The following is a 14,576-nucleotide window of genomic DNA, read 5'->3' as shown; positions in this document are numbered from 1 at the left end:
GCTACTGAGCGCGCAGTAGCCCGTAAGGGCAATGAAATCCGGTCGCAGCCCACCCGGTCAAAACAAGGGATCCTGAATTATGAAGACTATCGTCGTCTGCTCCGGCGGATTGGACTCCGTTTCGCTCGCCCACAAGGTGGCGGCCGAACATCAGCTCATCGGCCTCGTGTCTTTCGATTACGGCCAACGGCATCGCAAGGAAGTGGAATTCGCTGCAGCCTGCGCCAAGCGTCTCGGCGTACCGCATGAGATCATCGACATCACCGCCATCGGCAAGCACCTGACCGGATCGGCGCTCACTGACGACATAGATGTGCCTGATGGGCACTATGCCGAAGAGACCATGAAGGCGACCGTCGTGCCGAACCGTAATGCGATCATGCTCGCAATCGCTTTCGGGCTTGCGGCGGCGCAAAAGGCGGATGCTGTCGCTGTCGCTGTCCATGGCGGCGATCACTTCATCTATCCGGATTGCCGGCCGGGCTTCATCGATGCCTTCCAGCAGATGCAGAACCACGCTCTGGAAGGCTATGCCAGCGTCTCGCTCTATGCGCCTTTTGTGACTATTTCGAAGGCGGATATCGTCACGGACGGCGCGCGGCATCAGACGCCCTTCGCCGAAACCTGGTCCTGCTACAAGGGCGGCACTCGCCATTGCGGGCGCTGCGGCACCTGCGTCGAGCGGCGCGAAGCCTTCCATCTTGCCGACGTCGAAGACCCCACGGATTACGAGGATCCCGATTTCTGGGTAGCCGCGACGACGGGCTTTTCGGCGCAGGAGGTGAAGTGATGTTCCGCATCACCAAGGAGTTTCATTTTTCCGCCTCGCACCAGCTGGCGCATCTTCCCGACGATCATCAATGCGCGCGGCTGCATGGGCACAACTACATCGTCGTGGTGGAGCTTTCGGCCGCCGAGCTCGACGGCAATGGCTTCGTGCGTGACTATCATGAGCTTCAGCCGCTGAAGCGCTATATCGACGACAATTTCGACCATCGCCATCTGAACGATGTCCTTGGCCATGGCCGCGTCACGTCGGAGTGTCTCGCCAGGCATTTCTACGATTGGTGCAAGGCCCGTCTGCCCGAGACGTCGGCGGTGCGCGTCAGCGAGACGCCGAAGACCTGGGCGGAATACCGGCCATGAGCGAGGCGCGAATTCGCGTCAGCGAAATATTCGGACCGACGATCCAGGGTGAGGGCATCCTGATCGGCCTCCCCACGATTTTCGTGCGCACCGGCGGCTGCGACTACCGCTGTTCCTGGTGCGATACGCTGCACGCGGTCGACAGCGATTATCGCGATCAATGGCAGCCGCTGTCGGTCGAGGAGGTCTGGCTGGAGGTGACGAGGCTTTCCGGCGGCAGGCCGCTGACGATATCGCTCTCGGGCGGCAATCCGGCCATCCAGCCACTCGGTCCGCTGGTTGCCCGCGGTCATAGGGAAGGCTATCGCTTCGCGCTGGAAACGCAGGGGAGCGTCGCCAAAGAATGGTTCGCTGAGCTCGACACGCTTGTGTTGAGCCCCAAGCCGCCATCAAGCGGCATGGTGACGGATTGGGGCGCCTTCGACGATTGTCTGCGCATGGCGGCGGAAAAGCCGCAGGTCGCGCTGAAGATCGTCGTGTTTGATGATGGCGACTATGCCTACGCGCGCTCGGCTGCCTCTCGCTATCCGCAACTGCCTGTTTATCTGCAGCCCGGCAACCATACGCCGCCGCCCCCCGATGCCGACGATGCTATCGTCGACATCGAGGGTGTCATGGAACGGATGCGCTGGCTCGTGGACAAAGTCAGCGATGACAGGTGGTTTGAGGCGCGGGTCCTACCGCAATTGCATGTGCTCCTCTGGGGCAACAAGCGCGGTGTTTGAGCAGGGCCGGAGCCGGGGAGGCCGTCGCCTTCTCTTCTGCGGCCGCAACATAACTCAACATTTTCGAACACAGCTTCACGAGGCACCTGCTATTTTCCCCGAGCTTCAACTTTTGGAAAGGCATCGTGTCGGAAGAAACCTATGACCGAGCATGGGTAGCGCTTGTCACCTTCTCGTGGGAGCTGCATCACGGACGTGAACGTGACAGATCAACGGTCCGGTGAGATAATTTTGTGCGCGAAGGATCGCGCGCCCGGCATTCCAGCGAAGGCAGCGACCCGCGACATGGCGTTTTCCGAACAATCTCATATTCTTATCGTCGAGGACGACACCGATATAGCGGGCATGCTGGTCGAGCTCGTGACGAGCAACGGTTTCAGGGCAATCTCCGCGTCAAACGGCGCTGATATGGATCGCCTGCTTTCGCGGCAAGACTTCGATCTCATCGTGCTCGATGCCATGCTTCCCGGCGAGGATGGTTTCAGCATCTGCCGGCGGCTGCGCGCAGATCGAACCGTTCCAATCCTTATGCTGACCGCCCTGCACGAGGACGTCGACCGGATTCTAGGCCTCGAACTCGGGGCTGATGACTATGTGACAAAACCCTTTAATTCCCGCGAGTTGGTGGCCCGCATTAAAAGTATCTTGCGAAGAGCCGCTTACACCAAGCAACCCGATGATAGCTTGGTGCCCTTGTCTTTCGCCGGCTGGCGCATCGATCCGAAAAGCCGGCAGCTCTTCGATGCGGACGGGGCAGAGGTCTCCATGACGACGGCGGAGTTCGACCTGCTCCTGGCCTTCTGCCGCAACCCCAACAGGATACTGACGCGCGAGCAGCTTTTGTCGATGACGCATGCTGGTTCGGCCGGACCGGTCGAGCGCAGCATCGACGCTCACATCAGCCGCGTGCGCCAGAAAATCGAGCCCAATCTCAAGGAGCCTTCCTTCATCAAGACCGTACGGCTCGGAGGCTATCTGTTTGCTTCCAAGGTGGAGCGATTGACATGATGAGCTTTCGCGCCGCCTCCATCCGTACGCAGATCCTCATTTTGGCGACGCTGTTGACCATTCTCGTTTCCGTCGTTGCCACGGTCTCCGAACCGTACATCTATGGTCGGCATGACAAGGGCATCCAGATCGGCCTGCTGGCGGGCAGGATCGAGTTGGTCCTCGACCAGTTCCGGCGCACCCGTTCGGTCGAAGAGGAAGCTGCCGTTCTGAAGTCTGCCGCCGATCTTGGCGTTTTGGTGGAGAAGGCACCCGCCGCGCAAACCCGAACGGAAGGCGATGCCAACGCGTCGAGCGACATCCCGACACGCGTGCGTGGCTTGCTCGAAAGCAGTTTTTCTCAATCTATCGAGTGGCTGTTTATCGGCGCGACGCAACCCGATGCCCTCGTGGTGAAAGTGGATGCCGAACGCGCGCTTATCTTTCACATGCCGGTCTTTTCGCCTTACCTCTGGCTCCTTCCGGCTGTGGCAAGCGGGATCTTGAAGATCGTCATTCCGATTGCGCTTCTGGCCTATTTCAGCAGTCGGCTAATCACCCGACCGGTCGCCCGTTTCGCCGCGGCCGCCGAGGAGGCCAGCATGGATGACAATCTCGAGAAGCCCTTCGTCACGGAGGGAGCGATGGAAATCAGGAGCCTTGCTACCTCGCTCAATGTCATGCGCAGTCGGATATTGGAGATGGTCGACAGTCGGACGCGGATGCTGAGCTCGATCAGCCATGACTTGAGGACTCCGCTGACACGACTGCGGATGCGGGTCGAGCGCTGCGAACAACAGGATCTGCAGCGTCAGATGCTTGCCGATATCACCACCTTGGGCGCCATGATCGATGAGAGCCTGGCGTTCCTGACGAATGCCTCTCATAGCGTGCCGTCCCGCAAGGTGGATATTTCCAGCCTGCTTCAGACGATCGCGACGGATTTTTCGGAGACGGGCATCGATGTGAGCTTCGTTGGGCCACGTCGGCTCACCTGCATGTGCAAGCCGCAGTCCATCACGCGGGCCGTGAGCAACCTGGTCGAAAATGCCTCCCGCTACGCAAGTTGGATCGAAATCGGACTGCAGAGTGCGGCTAACGGTGGCGTGCTGATCAGGGTCAGCGACAACGGCCCGGGCTTAAGCGACAAGCTCAAGGCGCGGGTTCTTGAGCCTTTCTTCAAGGCAGACAAGGCCCGCACGACGGGTGCTGGCGGTGGTTTCGGTCTCGGCTTGCCGACCGCGGAAGGCATCGTGCGAAAAGGCCACAATGGAAGATTGACCTTGCTCGACCGCAAGCCCAATGGCCTCATCGTGGAGATCATGCTCCCGCCGGGGCATGATCAGGTCGTGGTCCGATTGGCCGGCGCGTCACGCAAGGTGCCCGAGACGCATTAGATCGCCACTCTGATCGGCGATCATAAGCGAAGTCTGGCCGTCGTTCCCACGGCGTATGCGTGCGGCAGGCATTTAGGCTCTTTGGCCCATGGTCGCAATCCAGGCGAACATTTCCGAACATTAAAGAAAACACCGCAATCCGGCGGCGCAATAGAACTCGCTCTGGGAAACTCCATTCACATTCCTCCAGGAGCTCAATCATTGTTGAGAAGATCTATCGCCGGCGTCGCGCTGATTGCCTTGTGCTCGGCTGTTGCGGGCTGCACGACCGCCGATCCGACCGTCTATTCCGGTCTGGCCTCGGCGCCGCAGCTCCAGCCTAATAGCCAGGACGAAACCGGCCGTATGCCCTACCGGTACAAGGGGCAGGTCGATTGGCGGTTGTATAGCAAGATCATCGTCGACCCTGTCTCGATCTACAACGGTTCGGACAATCAGTTCGTCAAGATGGCCGAAGGAGACAAGTCGTTGCTCGCAAGCTATATGCGGGAGCAATTTACTGAAAAGCTCAGAACACGCTTTGCAATCGCAAACATTCCCGGCCCTGCCACCTTAAGACTTCGTTTGACGCTCACCGGAGCAAAGACGACCACGCCGGTCCTCGGTCCCTTCTCGCACATCGATGTAGGTGGTGGTGCCTATAATGCCGTTCAGGCGGCACGCGGTCGCGAGGGCTCCATGACGGGCTCGGTGAATTATGCCGTCGAGCTCTACGATACCGTGAGCAATCGCCTTCTACTCGCCTACGTGACCAAGCAATATCCGAACGCCATGAATGTCGGCGCGAGCTTTTCGTCGCTGGCGGCCTCCAAGGTCGGCATTCGCAAAGGCGCCGATGCTTTGCTGGTGGAGATGAAGTGACCTGATGCCTGCGCTCGCCGCTATCATCCGATCGGCTTGCGCAGCAATTGCCCGCACAGCCTCAAGATTTGCTGCGCTCGGAGCTATCGGCGACGTCTTGCGCCGTGCGGTCCGGATCGGCTTCAAAGATCTCCGATAGGGTCTTCAGGATGCGCTGCACGCCCGGATGGTCGCAGGTATAGTATCGGAATTGCGCTTGACGGCGCACCTTGACGATTCCCGACTGATGAAGCCGCGTCAAATGCTGGCTGAGAGCCGATTGCGATATTCCAAGCCTCTTGGCGAGGCTGTTGACGTCCTCCTCGTGATCCGACAGGTGGATACAAACCTCCAGGCGTTTCGGATTGGAGAGTTGGCTTAGAAGATCTGCATGGTAAATGAGGCGCTCATCTTCTTTTGTCTGATCTGAATACATGACGCGACCGATCGTTATTAGCGAAGCTGTTCAATCTTCGGAGGTCAGGCGACATGCGATAATAAACGCGAACGTTGCAAAATTATATTCTGATTTGTTGCAAAACGTTGCGCCCACGCGGAGCAACCGGACCTCCCACTCAGGCCAATTGTCGTTTATCGGCCTTTCGTGACGCGACAACTAGGGCCTGAGCGCAATTTGGGAATATGTGCGCAAGTCGTTTTGCAATTATTCTGTAACAAAATCGAACCGACTGCCTTGTTTTTGTCCGGCTTTTGACATCGCAATGCTAATTAAGCGGTTTATCTTCTGCTCTAACGAACAGGAGCAAACCATGACCCACAGGGACTTGACGATCGCTGAAGTTCTTGAAGATCCGCTGATCCGACAGGTCATGCGCGCGGATCGCATATCTGTCGCCGGAATGGCGAACCTGTTGCAAGATGCGGCACTCAGACTTCAGCGCGCGGAGACGGTCGGACGCGATGCCGGCCAGGACCTGTCGGTCGGCCTGAAGCCGATGGCTCGCATCCGCCTGCGTTCTGGCACGCAGGCCGATCTGCGCTGAAGCCATGAGTTGCGTGTGGCGACGACAATCGCCGGGTAATCGGCGATTGTCGTCGCGAAGATTCAATTCCCTGTAGTTGAGTAAACAGGCGGCCCACGGCCCAGGATCGAGAGCCTGTCTACCGGCGGCCGTTTGTTAAAGCGTCCCGCTGCGGTTGAGCGAAATCGCATACACGCTTGTGGTCGCTGTTATGAACAGCCTGTGCTTGCCGCGCCCGCCGAAGCAAAGGTTGGAAACCGTTTCCGGCACCAGGATCTTGCCCATTACATGCCCGTCCGGCGCGATGCAATGCACGCCGTCGGCCGCCGACGACCAGAGATTGCCGTCGGTGTCGAGCCGCATGCCGTCGGCGCAGCCTGGCGAAATCGCATGGAACACTTCTCCCCCCGATAGGCGCCAGTTTTCGCCGACGCTAAAGACGCGGATGTGCTGCGGATCACCGCTATGCATGCGGCCGGTATCGGCGACATAAAGCTTTTTCTCGTCGGGGCTGAACGCGAGCCCGTTCGGGCAATTGAAGTCCGTCAGCACCGCCTGCATGGCGCCGGAGGGATCGACGCGATAGACGTTACAGTGCAGTTCCTGCTCGCTTCTATGCCCCTCGTAATCCGTCGCGATGCCGTAATGGGGATCGGTGAACCAAATGGCGCCATCCGAGGCGACGATGACATCGTTGGGCGAATTCAGCCGCTTGCCGTCATAGCTGTCGGCGATCACCGTGATCGATCCGTCGAACTCCGTACGCGTCACGCGCCTGCCGCCATGCTCGCAGCTGACGAGCCGGCCCTGACGGTCGCGCGTATGGCCATTGGAGAAATTCGACGGCTCACGAAAGACGCTGGTGCCGACACCCGGGATCCAGCGCATGATGCGGTTGTTGGGGATATCGGAGAACAGCAGGCAATTCAGGTCTCCGAACCAGACCGGGCCTTCCACCCAGTCGAACCCGGTGGCAATCTGCTTGACGGGAGCGTTGCCGAGGACGAATTTCCCGAAGACCGGGTCGATGATCTCGAAGAACGACATTGTGACAATACCTCCCATAATGTTACACCGCCTGATCGATGTGTTATCGATAACATATCCAAATCAGTCCGCAAGCAGGGAGGATAGTGCATGAGCCACATTCTGGCGTCGAGTGTCTTGAGCGATAAGGGTGTGATGACGTTGCTGACATCGGCAATTTCGGCCGCCGCCGCGATGGGTCAACCGCAATGCATCGTCATCGTCGATCAGAGCGGCATGACGCTCGGTTCGTTCCGCATGCGCGGCTCGCGTTTCCAGTCGCTGAAAAGCGCGCTTGCCAAGGCGCGGACCGCTGCCTCGATAGGCGCGCCGAGCCATTCCCTGCCTGAGCATGCCAGGTTGCTGCTGGCTGCTGCAACGCAAGGGGAGGCGACGGGACTGCGCGGCGGCCTGCCGATCCGCTTTTCGGGTACGGTCGTTGGCGGGATCGGTGTCGGATCGGGCTCCGGCGAGCAGGATGAGCAGGTCGCCCTTGCTGCCCTCACGGCGATTGGTGCCGATCTCGAATAAGATGAGCCTGTCGGGTGAGATCCGCCCTCGTCTTGGACGGATCTCAGGCCGTTCCTCGTCGGTCAGGCAAAGACGATCTGTGCTTTCATGGCCTTGCTGCGATCCGAGGCGATCTCGAATGCGCTGATCGCATCGGCAAGCGGCACCGAATGGGTGATGAGCGGGCGCACGTCGATCAGGCGCTTGCGCATCAGGTCGACGCCGACGGCAAATTCCTCATGGAAGCGGAAGGAACCGCGCAGTTCCAGTTCCTTGGCCGTGATCGCCATCATCGGTAGCGTCATGTCGCCGCCGAGACCGAGCTGCACGATAATGCCGCGTGGCCTCAGCGCCGCGATCCCACCAACAAGAGCGGCAGCAGCGCCCGAGCACTCGTAGAGCACATCGAAAGTACCCTTGTCGGCCGAATAGGCGGCAAGCGCTTCAGGCTCGTCCTTGGTGTTGATGATCCTGTCGGCGCCTGCTTGCTTTGCGAGCGACAGCGTGAAATCCGAAAGGTCGGTCGCCACGATCTCGGCCGCGCCCGCGCGCCGCGCTGCGAGGATCGACAAAACGCCGATCGGACCGCAACCGGTCACGAGAACCCGCTTGCCGAGCATCTCGCCGGCGCGTCTCGTCGCATGCAGGGTGACGGCAAGCGGTTCTGCCATGGCCGCTTCGCCAGGTGTCAGGCCATCCGCCGGAACGCATTGGATCGCGTCTGCAACCAGCGTCTCGCGAAACGCGCCCTGAATATGCGGAAAGGGCATGGCGCTGCCGTAGAAGCGCATGTTGAGGCACTGATTGTGCAAGCCCTGCTGGCAGTAGCGGCAGGTCCGGCAGGAGCGGGAAGGAGAGACGGCGACGAGCTGGCCGATCTCAAGGCCCTCCACGCCGGACCCGAGTGCAACAACAGTCGCGCTGACCTCATGTCCAAGGATCATTGGCTGCTTCAAGCGAACGGTGCCGAAGCCGCCGTGATGATAATAATGTAGGTCGCTGCCGCAGACCCCGCCGGTCGCCAGTCTCAACTTGACCTCTCCAGCGCCCGGTTCCTCCTCCGGATACTCCTCGATCCGCACATCCTTGGCGGCGTGAGCGACAATGGCCTTCATGTCTTTCTCCTCAAAGAACGGGTGTGGGCAGCGGCTGGCCGGCAAAGTGTGCTGCGAGATTGTCGCGCACGAGCTGGCCCATGGCCTTGCGCGTCTCAATCGTGCCGGAGGCATGATGCGGCTGCAGCAGCACATTGTCGAGCGCCAGAAAGCGTGGGTTGAGCTTTGGCTCGCCTTCGAAGACGTCGAGCGCCGCCGATCCCAGCTTGCCGGTCTCGAGCGCCTCGAGGAGGGCTTCCTCATCGATATTGGAGGCTCTGGATATATTGATCAGCATACCCTCCGGCCCGAGCGCCTCGATCACCTGGCGTCCGACGATATGGCGGGTCGCGGCCGATGCAGCAAGCGTCACGAACAGGAAATCAGATTGCCGTGCCAGTTCAACGGGATCGGCTACGAACTTCATGTCGGATGCGAAAGATTTTGCCTCGACATCGGAATAGGCGATCTGCAGGTTGAAGCCCTTCAGGCGCTTGGCGACCTCGAAACCGATGCGGCCGAGGCCGAGCACGCCGGCGCGCCGTCCCCAGACGCGGCGCTTGAGGGGATAGAGACCCTTCCCAGCCCAGCTGCCGTCGCGCACCCATGTTTCAGCGCCCAGCATGCCGCGCGATTGGCACAGCATCATGGCGACACCCAGATCGGCAACGTCATTGGTCAACACGTCAGGCGTATTCGTGACACGGATGCCACGTTCGCGGCAGGCTTGCAGATCGACCGCGTCGAAGCCGACGCCATAGACCGAGATGAGCTGCAGATTGGGGCAGGCTTCGATCATGCCGCGATTGGCGCCAAGTTCACCGCGTGTCGCGATCGCCTTGATCGATGGGCCGACCTCGGCCAGAAGCTTGGCTTTGTCGGTAGCCTCGAAATAACGATGGACCTGAAACGCTGCATCGAGCGGTTCCTGATCCCATTGCGGATAAGGCCCGATCTGCAGAATTGGCAGCTTGTCCATCTTTCGTCTCCTCACTTGACATCGAATGTTATCGATAACATAAACAGGGAGAACAGTCTTTGTCGAGATAAAAAACGGAGGAAACCGTGTCTCTTGGCCTCTTCGATCTAAAAGGGCGGCGCGCCCTGATTACCGGTTCATCGCAAGGTATCGGGCTTGCGCTCGCCAAGGGCTTGGCGGCGGCGGGCGCCGAACTGGTGCTCAACGGACGCGACGAGGAAAAGCTCGCCAAGGCGGCGGGTAGCTTCGACGGCAAGGTACATATTCTGCCATTCGATGCCACGGATCATGAGGCCGCGCGCCGCGCGGTGGATGCTTTCGAGGCGGACAAGGGCGCGATCGACATCCTGGTCAACAATGCCGGAATGCAGTTCCGCACGCCGCTGGAAGATTTCCCCGCAGACGCCTTCGAACGGTTGCTGCGCACCAACGTATCGAGCGTCTTCAATGTCGGTCAGGCCGTCGCGCGCCATATGATCAAGCGCGGCGCCGGCAAGATCATCAACATTGCCAGCGTCCAGACGGCGCTGGCACGGCCGTCGATCGCGCCTTATACGGCAACCAAGGGCGCCGTCGGCAATCTCACCAAGGGCATGGCGACGGATTGGGCCAAATACGGGCTGCAATGCAACGCCATCGCCCCCGGCTATTTCGACACGCCATTGAATGCGGCGCTCGTCGCCGACGCCGATTTCTCCGCGTGGCTCGAAAAGCGCACGCCGGCCGGCCGTTGGGGGCAGGTCGAAGAACTGGTCGGCGCCTGCATTTTCCTGGCGTCCGACGCATCCTCCTTTGTCAACGGTCATGTGCTTTATGTCGATGGCGGCATCACAGCCTCGCTCTGATAAGGTGCAGCCACGCCGCTTCGTCGTCATGGGCGTCAACGGCTGTGGCAAGTCCTCGGTCGGTGCAGCACTCGCTGCTCGTCTTGCTGGTGTCTATGTCGAGGGAGACAACGTGCATCCGCCGGCCAATGTCGCCAAGATGAGCGCCGGCATCCCGTTGACCGACGCTGATCGCTGGCCATGGCTCGACAGGGTCGGCGCGCGCCTGGCACTGGCGGACGATACGGCGCTGATCGGATGCTCGGCCCTGAAGCGCGTCTATCGCGATCGGATCCGCTCCCTCGTCGGCGCGCCGGTTTCCTTCATCCATCTCGACGGCACGAAGGAGACCATCCTTCGGCGCCTGGAGGCGCGGCGGGATCATTTCATGCCGTCTGCCTCGCTGGAGAGCCAATTTGCAGCACTTGAGCCGCCCGGTGCAGACGAGCAAGCTATCACTGTCAATATCGACCAGCCGCTGGATATGGTCGTGGCGGCGATCATCGCCGCATTGGAGGAGGAGCAGTTATGAGCAACAAGGTGGCGCTGATCGGCGCCGGTGCGATGGGCGGTGCTATTGGCGCCCGCCTGGTGGAGACTGGCAACGAGTTGACGGTTTTCGATCTCGACAAGGAGAAGGTGGCCGCGCTCACAGCCAAGGGTGCACATGCCGCCGACAGTGCCGCAGCGGCAGCCGCGGCATCAGATTTTGTCATCCTGAGCCTGAACTCGCCGAAGGTCGTCCACAGCGCGGTGTTCGGGCCGGGTGGGGTTGCCGAAGGGGCGAAGCGCGGAACCTTGATCATCGATATGTCGTCGATCGATCCGGATGCGACCAAGGCGCTCGCCGGCGAAGCGGCGGAGAAGGGGTTGCGCTGGGTGGACAGTCCACTCTCCGGCGGCGCTCCGAAGGCGCTGATCGGACAGTTGACCTTGATGGCGGGTGGTGACGCAGAGGACGTCTCGGATGCCCATCACGTGCTGCGCCATGTCGCATCGAACTACACTCATATGGGGCCGGTCGGCGCGGGTCAGACGACCAAACTCATCAATCAGGTCCTCTGCGCATTGAATTTTCTGGCGGTGGCGGAGGCAACGCAACTGGCGCTCGACGCCGGTGTGGATGCCGCCAAGATCCCGCAGGCATTGAAGGGCGGTCGGGCCGACAGCGCCATTCTTCAGGAATATATGCCGCGCTATGTGACCAAGGATTATCGCCGCACCGGCCGGATTGACAACATGGTCAAGGATCTGAACGGCGCCCAGGATCTTGCCCGACGCACCAACACCGCCATGCCGCTGACGGCCGTCTGCGCCGAGATACATCGCATGCTGACGGCCGCCGGCCTCGGCGGCGAGGACCAAGCTGCATTGATGGAATTCTTCAAGGGACCGAACAAGGAAATCGCCGGATGATCACCCGATACGCATTATTCGAAGGCAAGGTCAGGGAAGGCGAAGCGGAGGCCTTTCGCGCCGCCGTCATGGAGACGATCCTGCCGAAATGGAAGCAGTTTCCCGGTGCGCTCGACGTACGCGTTACCTTTGCCGAAGCGCGTGACGAGGGGGCTCCGGAATTTCCGATGATCCTCGCCGTCAACTATCCGGACCTGGCGGCTGTCGAGGCTGCCCTTGCCAGCCCCGTGCGTACCGAAGCGCGGGCGGCAACTGAAGCCGTGCTGTCACGCTTCTTCGAAGGGCGCATTCATCATCATGTGACACTCGCCCATGAGTTCCAGCTGTAGGCCAATCTCCTGAGACAATCGTTACGCGGGGCCGAAAGGCTCCGCATTTCTCATTGTCTGGATGGACGAAAGACGCACTTGCTATTAGCGGGGAAGCCATATTACTCTCATGGTAACGATAACATAAGGCCATTGATGAGTAGCAATCGCAAACCGCCCACTATGGCAGACATAGCCCGCGTCATGGGAGTTTCTCCGATGACGGTGTCTCGTGCGTTCAAGGCGGACAGTCTCGTCAGCCCGGAGACCCGGGAAGCGATTCTGAAGGCGGCGGAAGATCTGGGTTATGTTTTCGACAGCACGGCCTCCAACCTGCGTTCGCAAAAATCCGATTTTGTCGCCGTCACCATTCCCTCCATCAACAACGCCAATTTCGCCGACACGGTCGGCGGGCTTTCCGACACGCTGGCCAAGCGGGGAATGCAGATCCTGCTTGGCTATACGAACTACGATATCGATGAGGAGGAGCGGCTGATCGAGCAGCTTCTGCGCCGCAAGCCGCAGGCGCTCGTGGTGACCGGTGGCTCGCACACGGCGCGAGCGCGCCGGCTTCTACAGACGGTGGCCATTCCGATCATCGAAACCTGGGATATTCCAGCCGATCCGATCGACCACTTTGTCGGTTTTTCCAACACGGCGGTCATGCGCGATATGGTCGATCACTTCGTCGCCTCCGGCTGTCGGCGTATCGCCTTTATCGGTGGCGACGTTCAGCGGGATTCGCGCGGCAGCGAGCGTCGACTTGGCTTCATTGCAGCGATGCAGGCGCATGGCCTCGACGCTTCGAGACTGATCGCCGCCGGGCCTCCGCCAATTTCAATGCGCGAGGGCGCCAATGCCATGGCGAAGCTGATCGAGATCTATCCGGACACAGAGGCGGTCGTTTGCGTTTCCGACCTTGCCGCTTATGGCGCGCTGACGGAATGTCGCCGGCTGGGCGTCCCCGTGCCGGAGCGCTTTTCCATCGGTGGGTTCGGCAATTATGAAATCGGTGAGGTATGCGTACCGACGCTGACGACGATCAATGCCTTTGCCAGGGAAATCGGCGAGCAAACCGCCCAGCTGATCCTCGATATTATCGACAATGCCCAGCCGGTCGGCAATGTCAGGATTTCAACGCAATTGATCGTCCGTGATAGCAGCCGTCAGCTTCAGCTTGTCCGTTAAGTGAAATGGCGCCGCCCGAAGACCGCGCCATTTCCGCGCAACTGGGATCATTTGCCCCAGATCTTCTTGTACTGATCTCTGTAGCCGTTATCCGGATCGAAGCTGTTCTTCGGGCCGCCGTCGGACTGAATGTTATCTGATGTCACCACATGCAGCGGCGACAGATATCCGGACCACTTCTCGCCGGAAAGAGCCCGATTGAGTTCGTCGACCAGCTGCCAGCCCTGGAGATTGAGCGGCTCGGCCACGGTCACTTTCTGATACTGGCCAGCGCGGATGCGCTCATAGGCCGATTGCGAGCCATCGCCGGCGGCGACATTGATCGGCGCATCGGTTCCGCCCTTGCCGGCGGAGGCGAGCGACGGACCCATGAAGTCGAAATAGAGGTCGTTGATGGCAAGCGAATGGGTCCAGCTGTCCCCATATTTCTGCAGCAGCGACGTGGTCAGCTGCGGCATGCGCTGTGACGTCTCGGCGATCGGCGTGTCGACATATTCCAGCACCTTGCCGCCCAGGCGCTCAATCTCGACCTTCATCCTGTCGGCCTTGGCAATGGCGATCGCATAGGTCGAGTCCGTGAAGATGATCACGCCCGGCTTGCCCTTGGCATCGACGAAGGCCCAGTCGGCGGCCGCCTTCGAGACTTCCATGGCATCGGTGCTGACATTGGCGAACAATCCGTTCTTGTCGTCGGGGCCGATCACCGGGCCTGCGTGCCAAGCAACCAGCGGGATCTTGGCAGCCTTTGCCTCTTCAAGCGCCGGTGCCTGCTCGACCGCATCAAAGCCGTCGATGATGATGCCGTCGGGCTTGAGCGCCATGGCCTGACCGAAAGCGGCCGTGCGTCCGCCGATCGAACCCGCGCCATCGAGAACCTTCACTTGCCAGCCGATGGCCTTGGCGGCTTCCTCGACGCCGTTGCTGACGCCGAGAATGCCGCCGTTCTTGAGATCGCCGGCGAGAACGACGATCGTCTTGCCCGCTTGCGCCTTCGGGCCGGTCGCCGGGCCGTCCCACTTGGTGACCGCCGTTGCATACTTGTCCACGACGGCTTTCGCATCCGCCATCGGATCGGCATAGGCATGGCTGGCGCACAACACGAATACGGCTGTCGTTGCCTGCAGGAATTGTCTGCGTTTCATTTCGTCTCCTC

At 60.4% G+C, this 14,576-nt stretch carries 18 protein-coding genes; 13 read left to right on the top strand and 5 right to left on the bottom strand.

Going from position 1 to position 14,576, the window contains the following annotated elements:
* The first annotated feature begins 79 nt into the window (after nucleotides 1-79).
* From queC to AB8B29_RS24985, 6 genes are all read left to right on the top strand, one after another.
* Complete coding sequence (gene queC / locus AB8B29_RS25010; protein WP_037199636.1) at nucleotides 80-790, top strand: 7-cyano-7-deazaguanine synthase QueC; 711 nt, start codon at nucleotides 80-82, stop codon at nucleotides 788-790.
* On the top strand, nucleotides 790-1,146 hold the full coding sequence (gene queD, locus AB8B29_RS25005; protein ID WP_037199635.1) for a 6-carboxytetrahydropterin synthase QueD: 357 nt from the start codon (nucleotides 790-792) through the stop codon (nucleotides 1,144-1,146). Before queC ends, queD begins: the two co-directional genes overlap by 1 nt.
* Nucleotides 1,143-1,871: a 7-carboxy-7-deazaguanine synthase QueE gene (gene queE / locus AB8B29_RS25000; RefSeq protein ID WP_037199632.1), complete on the top strand. Its 729-nt coding sequence runs from the start codon at nucleotides 1,143-1,145 to the stop codon at nucleotides 1,869-1,871. Before queD ends, queE begins: the two co-directional genes overlap by 4 nt.
* Nucleotides 1,872-2,156: 285 nt before the next feature.
* The gene (locus tag AB8B29_RS24995; protein WP_037199715.1) at nucleotides 2,157-2,879 is read left to right on the top strand and encodes a response regulator transcription factor; all 723 of its coding nucleotides are present in this window, start codon (nucleotides 2,157-2,159) and stop codon (nucleotides 2,877-2,879) included.
* The gene (locus AB8B29_RS24990) at nucleotides 2,876-4,255 is read left to right on the top strand and encodes an ATP-binding protein (protein WP_037199628.1); all 1,380 of its coding nucleotides are present in this window, start codon (nucleotides 2,876-2,878) and stop codon (nucleotides 4,253-4,255) included. Before AB8B29_RS24995 ends, AB8B29_RS24990 begins: the two co-directional genes overlap by 4 nt.
* Before the next feature lie 204 nt (nucleotides 4,256-4,459).
* On the top strand, nucleotides 4,460-5,116 hold the full coding sequence (locus AB8B29_RS24985; RefSeq protein WP_197072838.1) for a DUF3313 domain-containing protein: 657 nt from the start codon (nucleotides 4,460-4,462) through the stop codon (nucleotides 5,114-5,116).
* A 61-nt stretch (nucleotides 5,117-5,177) separates the two neighbouring features.
* Here AB8B29_RS24985 and AB8B29_RS24980 read toward each other — a convergent pair whose 3' ends face one another.
* Nucleotides 5,178-5,531 carry an ArsR/SmtB family transcription factor gene (locus AB8B29_RS24980; RefSeq protein ID WP_051964083.1) on the bottom strand — a complete coding sequence of 118 codons (354 nt, stop codon included), beginning with the start codon at nucleotides 5,529-5,531 and terminating at the stop codon, nucleotides 5,178-5,180.
* A gap of 334 nt (nucleotides 5,532-5,865) precedes the next feature.
* Here AB8B29_RS24980 and AB8B29_RS24975 point away from each other — a divergent pair, with 334 nt between their 5' ends.
* On the top strand, nucleotides 5,866-6,099 hold the full coding sequence (locus AB8B29_RS24975; RefSeq protein WP_037199625.1) for a hypothetical protein: 234 nt from the start codon (nucleotides 5,866-5,868) through the stop codon (nucleotides 6,097-6,099).
* Nucleotides 6,100-6,234: 135 nt separating this feature from the next.
* On the opposite strand, the gene AB8B29_RS24970 is transcribed toward AB8B29_RS24975, so the two are convergent.
* Nucleotides 6,235-7,125, bottom strand: coding sequence for an SMP-30/gluconolactonase/LRE family protein (locus AB8B29_RS24970; RefSeq protein WP_113119589.1), 891 nt, complete (start codon nucleotides 7,123-7,125; stop codon nucleotides 6,235-6,237).
* Between the two features lie 90 nt (nucleotides 7,126-7,215).
* Here AB8B29_RS24970 and AB8B29_RS24965 point away from each other — a divergent pair, with 90 nt between their 5' ends.
* Nucleotides 7,216-7,635, top strand: coding sequence for a heme-binding protein (locus AB8B29_RS24965; protein ID WP_113119588.1), 420 nt, complete (start codon nucleotides 7,216-7,218; stop codon nucleotides 7,633-7,635).
* A 62-nt stretch (nucleotides 7,636-7,697) separates the two neighbouring features.
* Here the strand turns inward: AB8B29_RS24965 and AB8B29_RS24960 are convergent, their stop codons facing one another.
* Both AB8B29_RS24960 and AB8B29_RS24955 read right to left on the bottom strand, forming a co-directional pair.
* Complete coding sequence (locus AB8B29_RS24960) at nucleotides 7,698-8,729, bottom strand: L-idonate 5-dehydrogenase (protein WP_113119587.1); 1,032 nt, start codon at nucleotides 8,727-8,729, stop codon at nucleotides 7,698-7,700.
* Nucleotides 8,730-8,739: 10 nt separating this feature from the next.
* Nucleotides 8,740-9,687 carry a 2-hydroxyacid dehydrogenase gene (locus AB8B29_RS24955; RefSeq protein ID WP_113119586.1) on the bottom strand — a complete coding sequence of 316 codons (948 nt, stop codon included), beginning with the start codon at nucleotides 9,685-9,687 and terminating at the stop codon, nucleotides 8,740-8,742.
* A gap of 86 nt (nucleotides 9,688-9,773) precedes the next feature.
* Here AB8B29_RS24955 and AB8B29_RS24950 point away from each other — a divergent pair, with 86 nt between their 5' ends.
* The 5 genes from AB8B29_RS24950 (at nucleotide 9,774) to AB8B29_RS24930 (ending at nucleotide 13,423) form a co-directional block, all read left to right on the top strand.
* The gene (locus AB8B29_RS24950; RefSeq protein ID WP_113119585.1) at nucleotides 9,774-10,532 is read left to right on the top strand and encodes an SDR family oxidoreductase; all 759 of its coding nucleotides are present in this window, start codon (nucleotides 9,774-9,776) and stop codon (nucleotides 10,530-10,532) included.
* Entirely contained in the window at nucleotides 10,501-11,043 is a 543-nt protein-coding gene (locus tag AB8B29_RS24945) for a gluconokinase (protein WP_439006770.1), read from the top strand. The genes AB8B29_RS24950 and AB8B29_RS24945 overlap by 32 nt, the downstream gene beginning before the upstream one ends.
* Nucleotides 11,040-11,927, top strand: coding sequence for an NAD(P)-dependent oxidoreductase (locus AB8B29_RS24940; protein WP_047561513.1), 888 nt, complete (start codon nucleotides 11,040-11,042; stop codon nucleotides 11,925-11,927). The genes AB8B29_RS24945 and AB8B29_RS24940 overlap by 4 nt, the downstream gene beginning before the upstream one ends.
* Entirely contained in the window at nucleotides 11,924-12,256 is a 333-nt protein-coding gene (locus tag AB8B29_RS24935) for a hypothetical protein (RefSeq protein WP_034511374.1), read from the top strand. The genes AB8B29_RS24940 and AB8B29_RS24935 overlap by 4 nt, the downstream gene beginning before the upstream one ends.
* A gap of 135 nt (nucleotides 12,257-12,391) precedes the next feature.
* The gene (locus AB8B29_RS24930; protein WP_439006769.1) at nucleotides 12,392-13,423 is read left to right on the top strand and encodes a LacI family DNA-binding transcriptional regulator; all 1,032 of its coding nucleotides are present in this window, start codon (nucleotides 12,392-12,394) and stop codon (nucleotides 13,421-13,423) included.
* Between the two features lie 47 nt (nucleotides 13,424-13,470).
* On the opposite strand, the gene AB8B29_RS24925 is transcribed toward AB8B29_RS24930, so the two are convergent.
* Nucleotides 13,471-14,565 carry an ABC transporter substrate-binding protein gene (locus tag AB8B29_RS24925; protein WP_047561519.1) on the bottom strand — a complete coding sequence of 365 codons (1,095 nt, stop codon included), beginning with the start codon at nucleotides 14,563-14,565 and terminating at the stop codon, nucleotides 13,471-13,473.
* Nucleotides 14,566-14,576 lie beyond the last annotated feature (11 nt).

The organism is Rhizobium sp. 11_C7_N12_5, from assembly GCF_051811145.1.
Lineage (GTDB): Bacteria > Pseudomonadota > Alphaproteobacteria > Rhizobiales > Rhizobiaceae > Rhizobium > Rhizobium lusitanum.
Note: the sequence above shows the minus strand (reverse complement) of the source record. Positions and strands in the feature narration are given on the sequence as shown.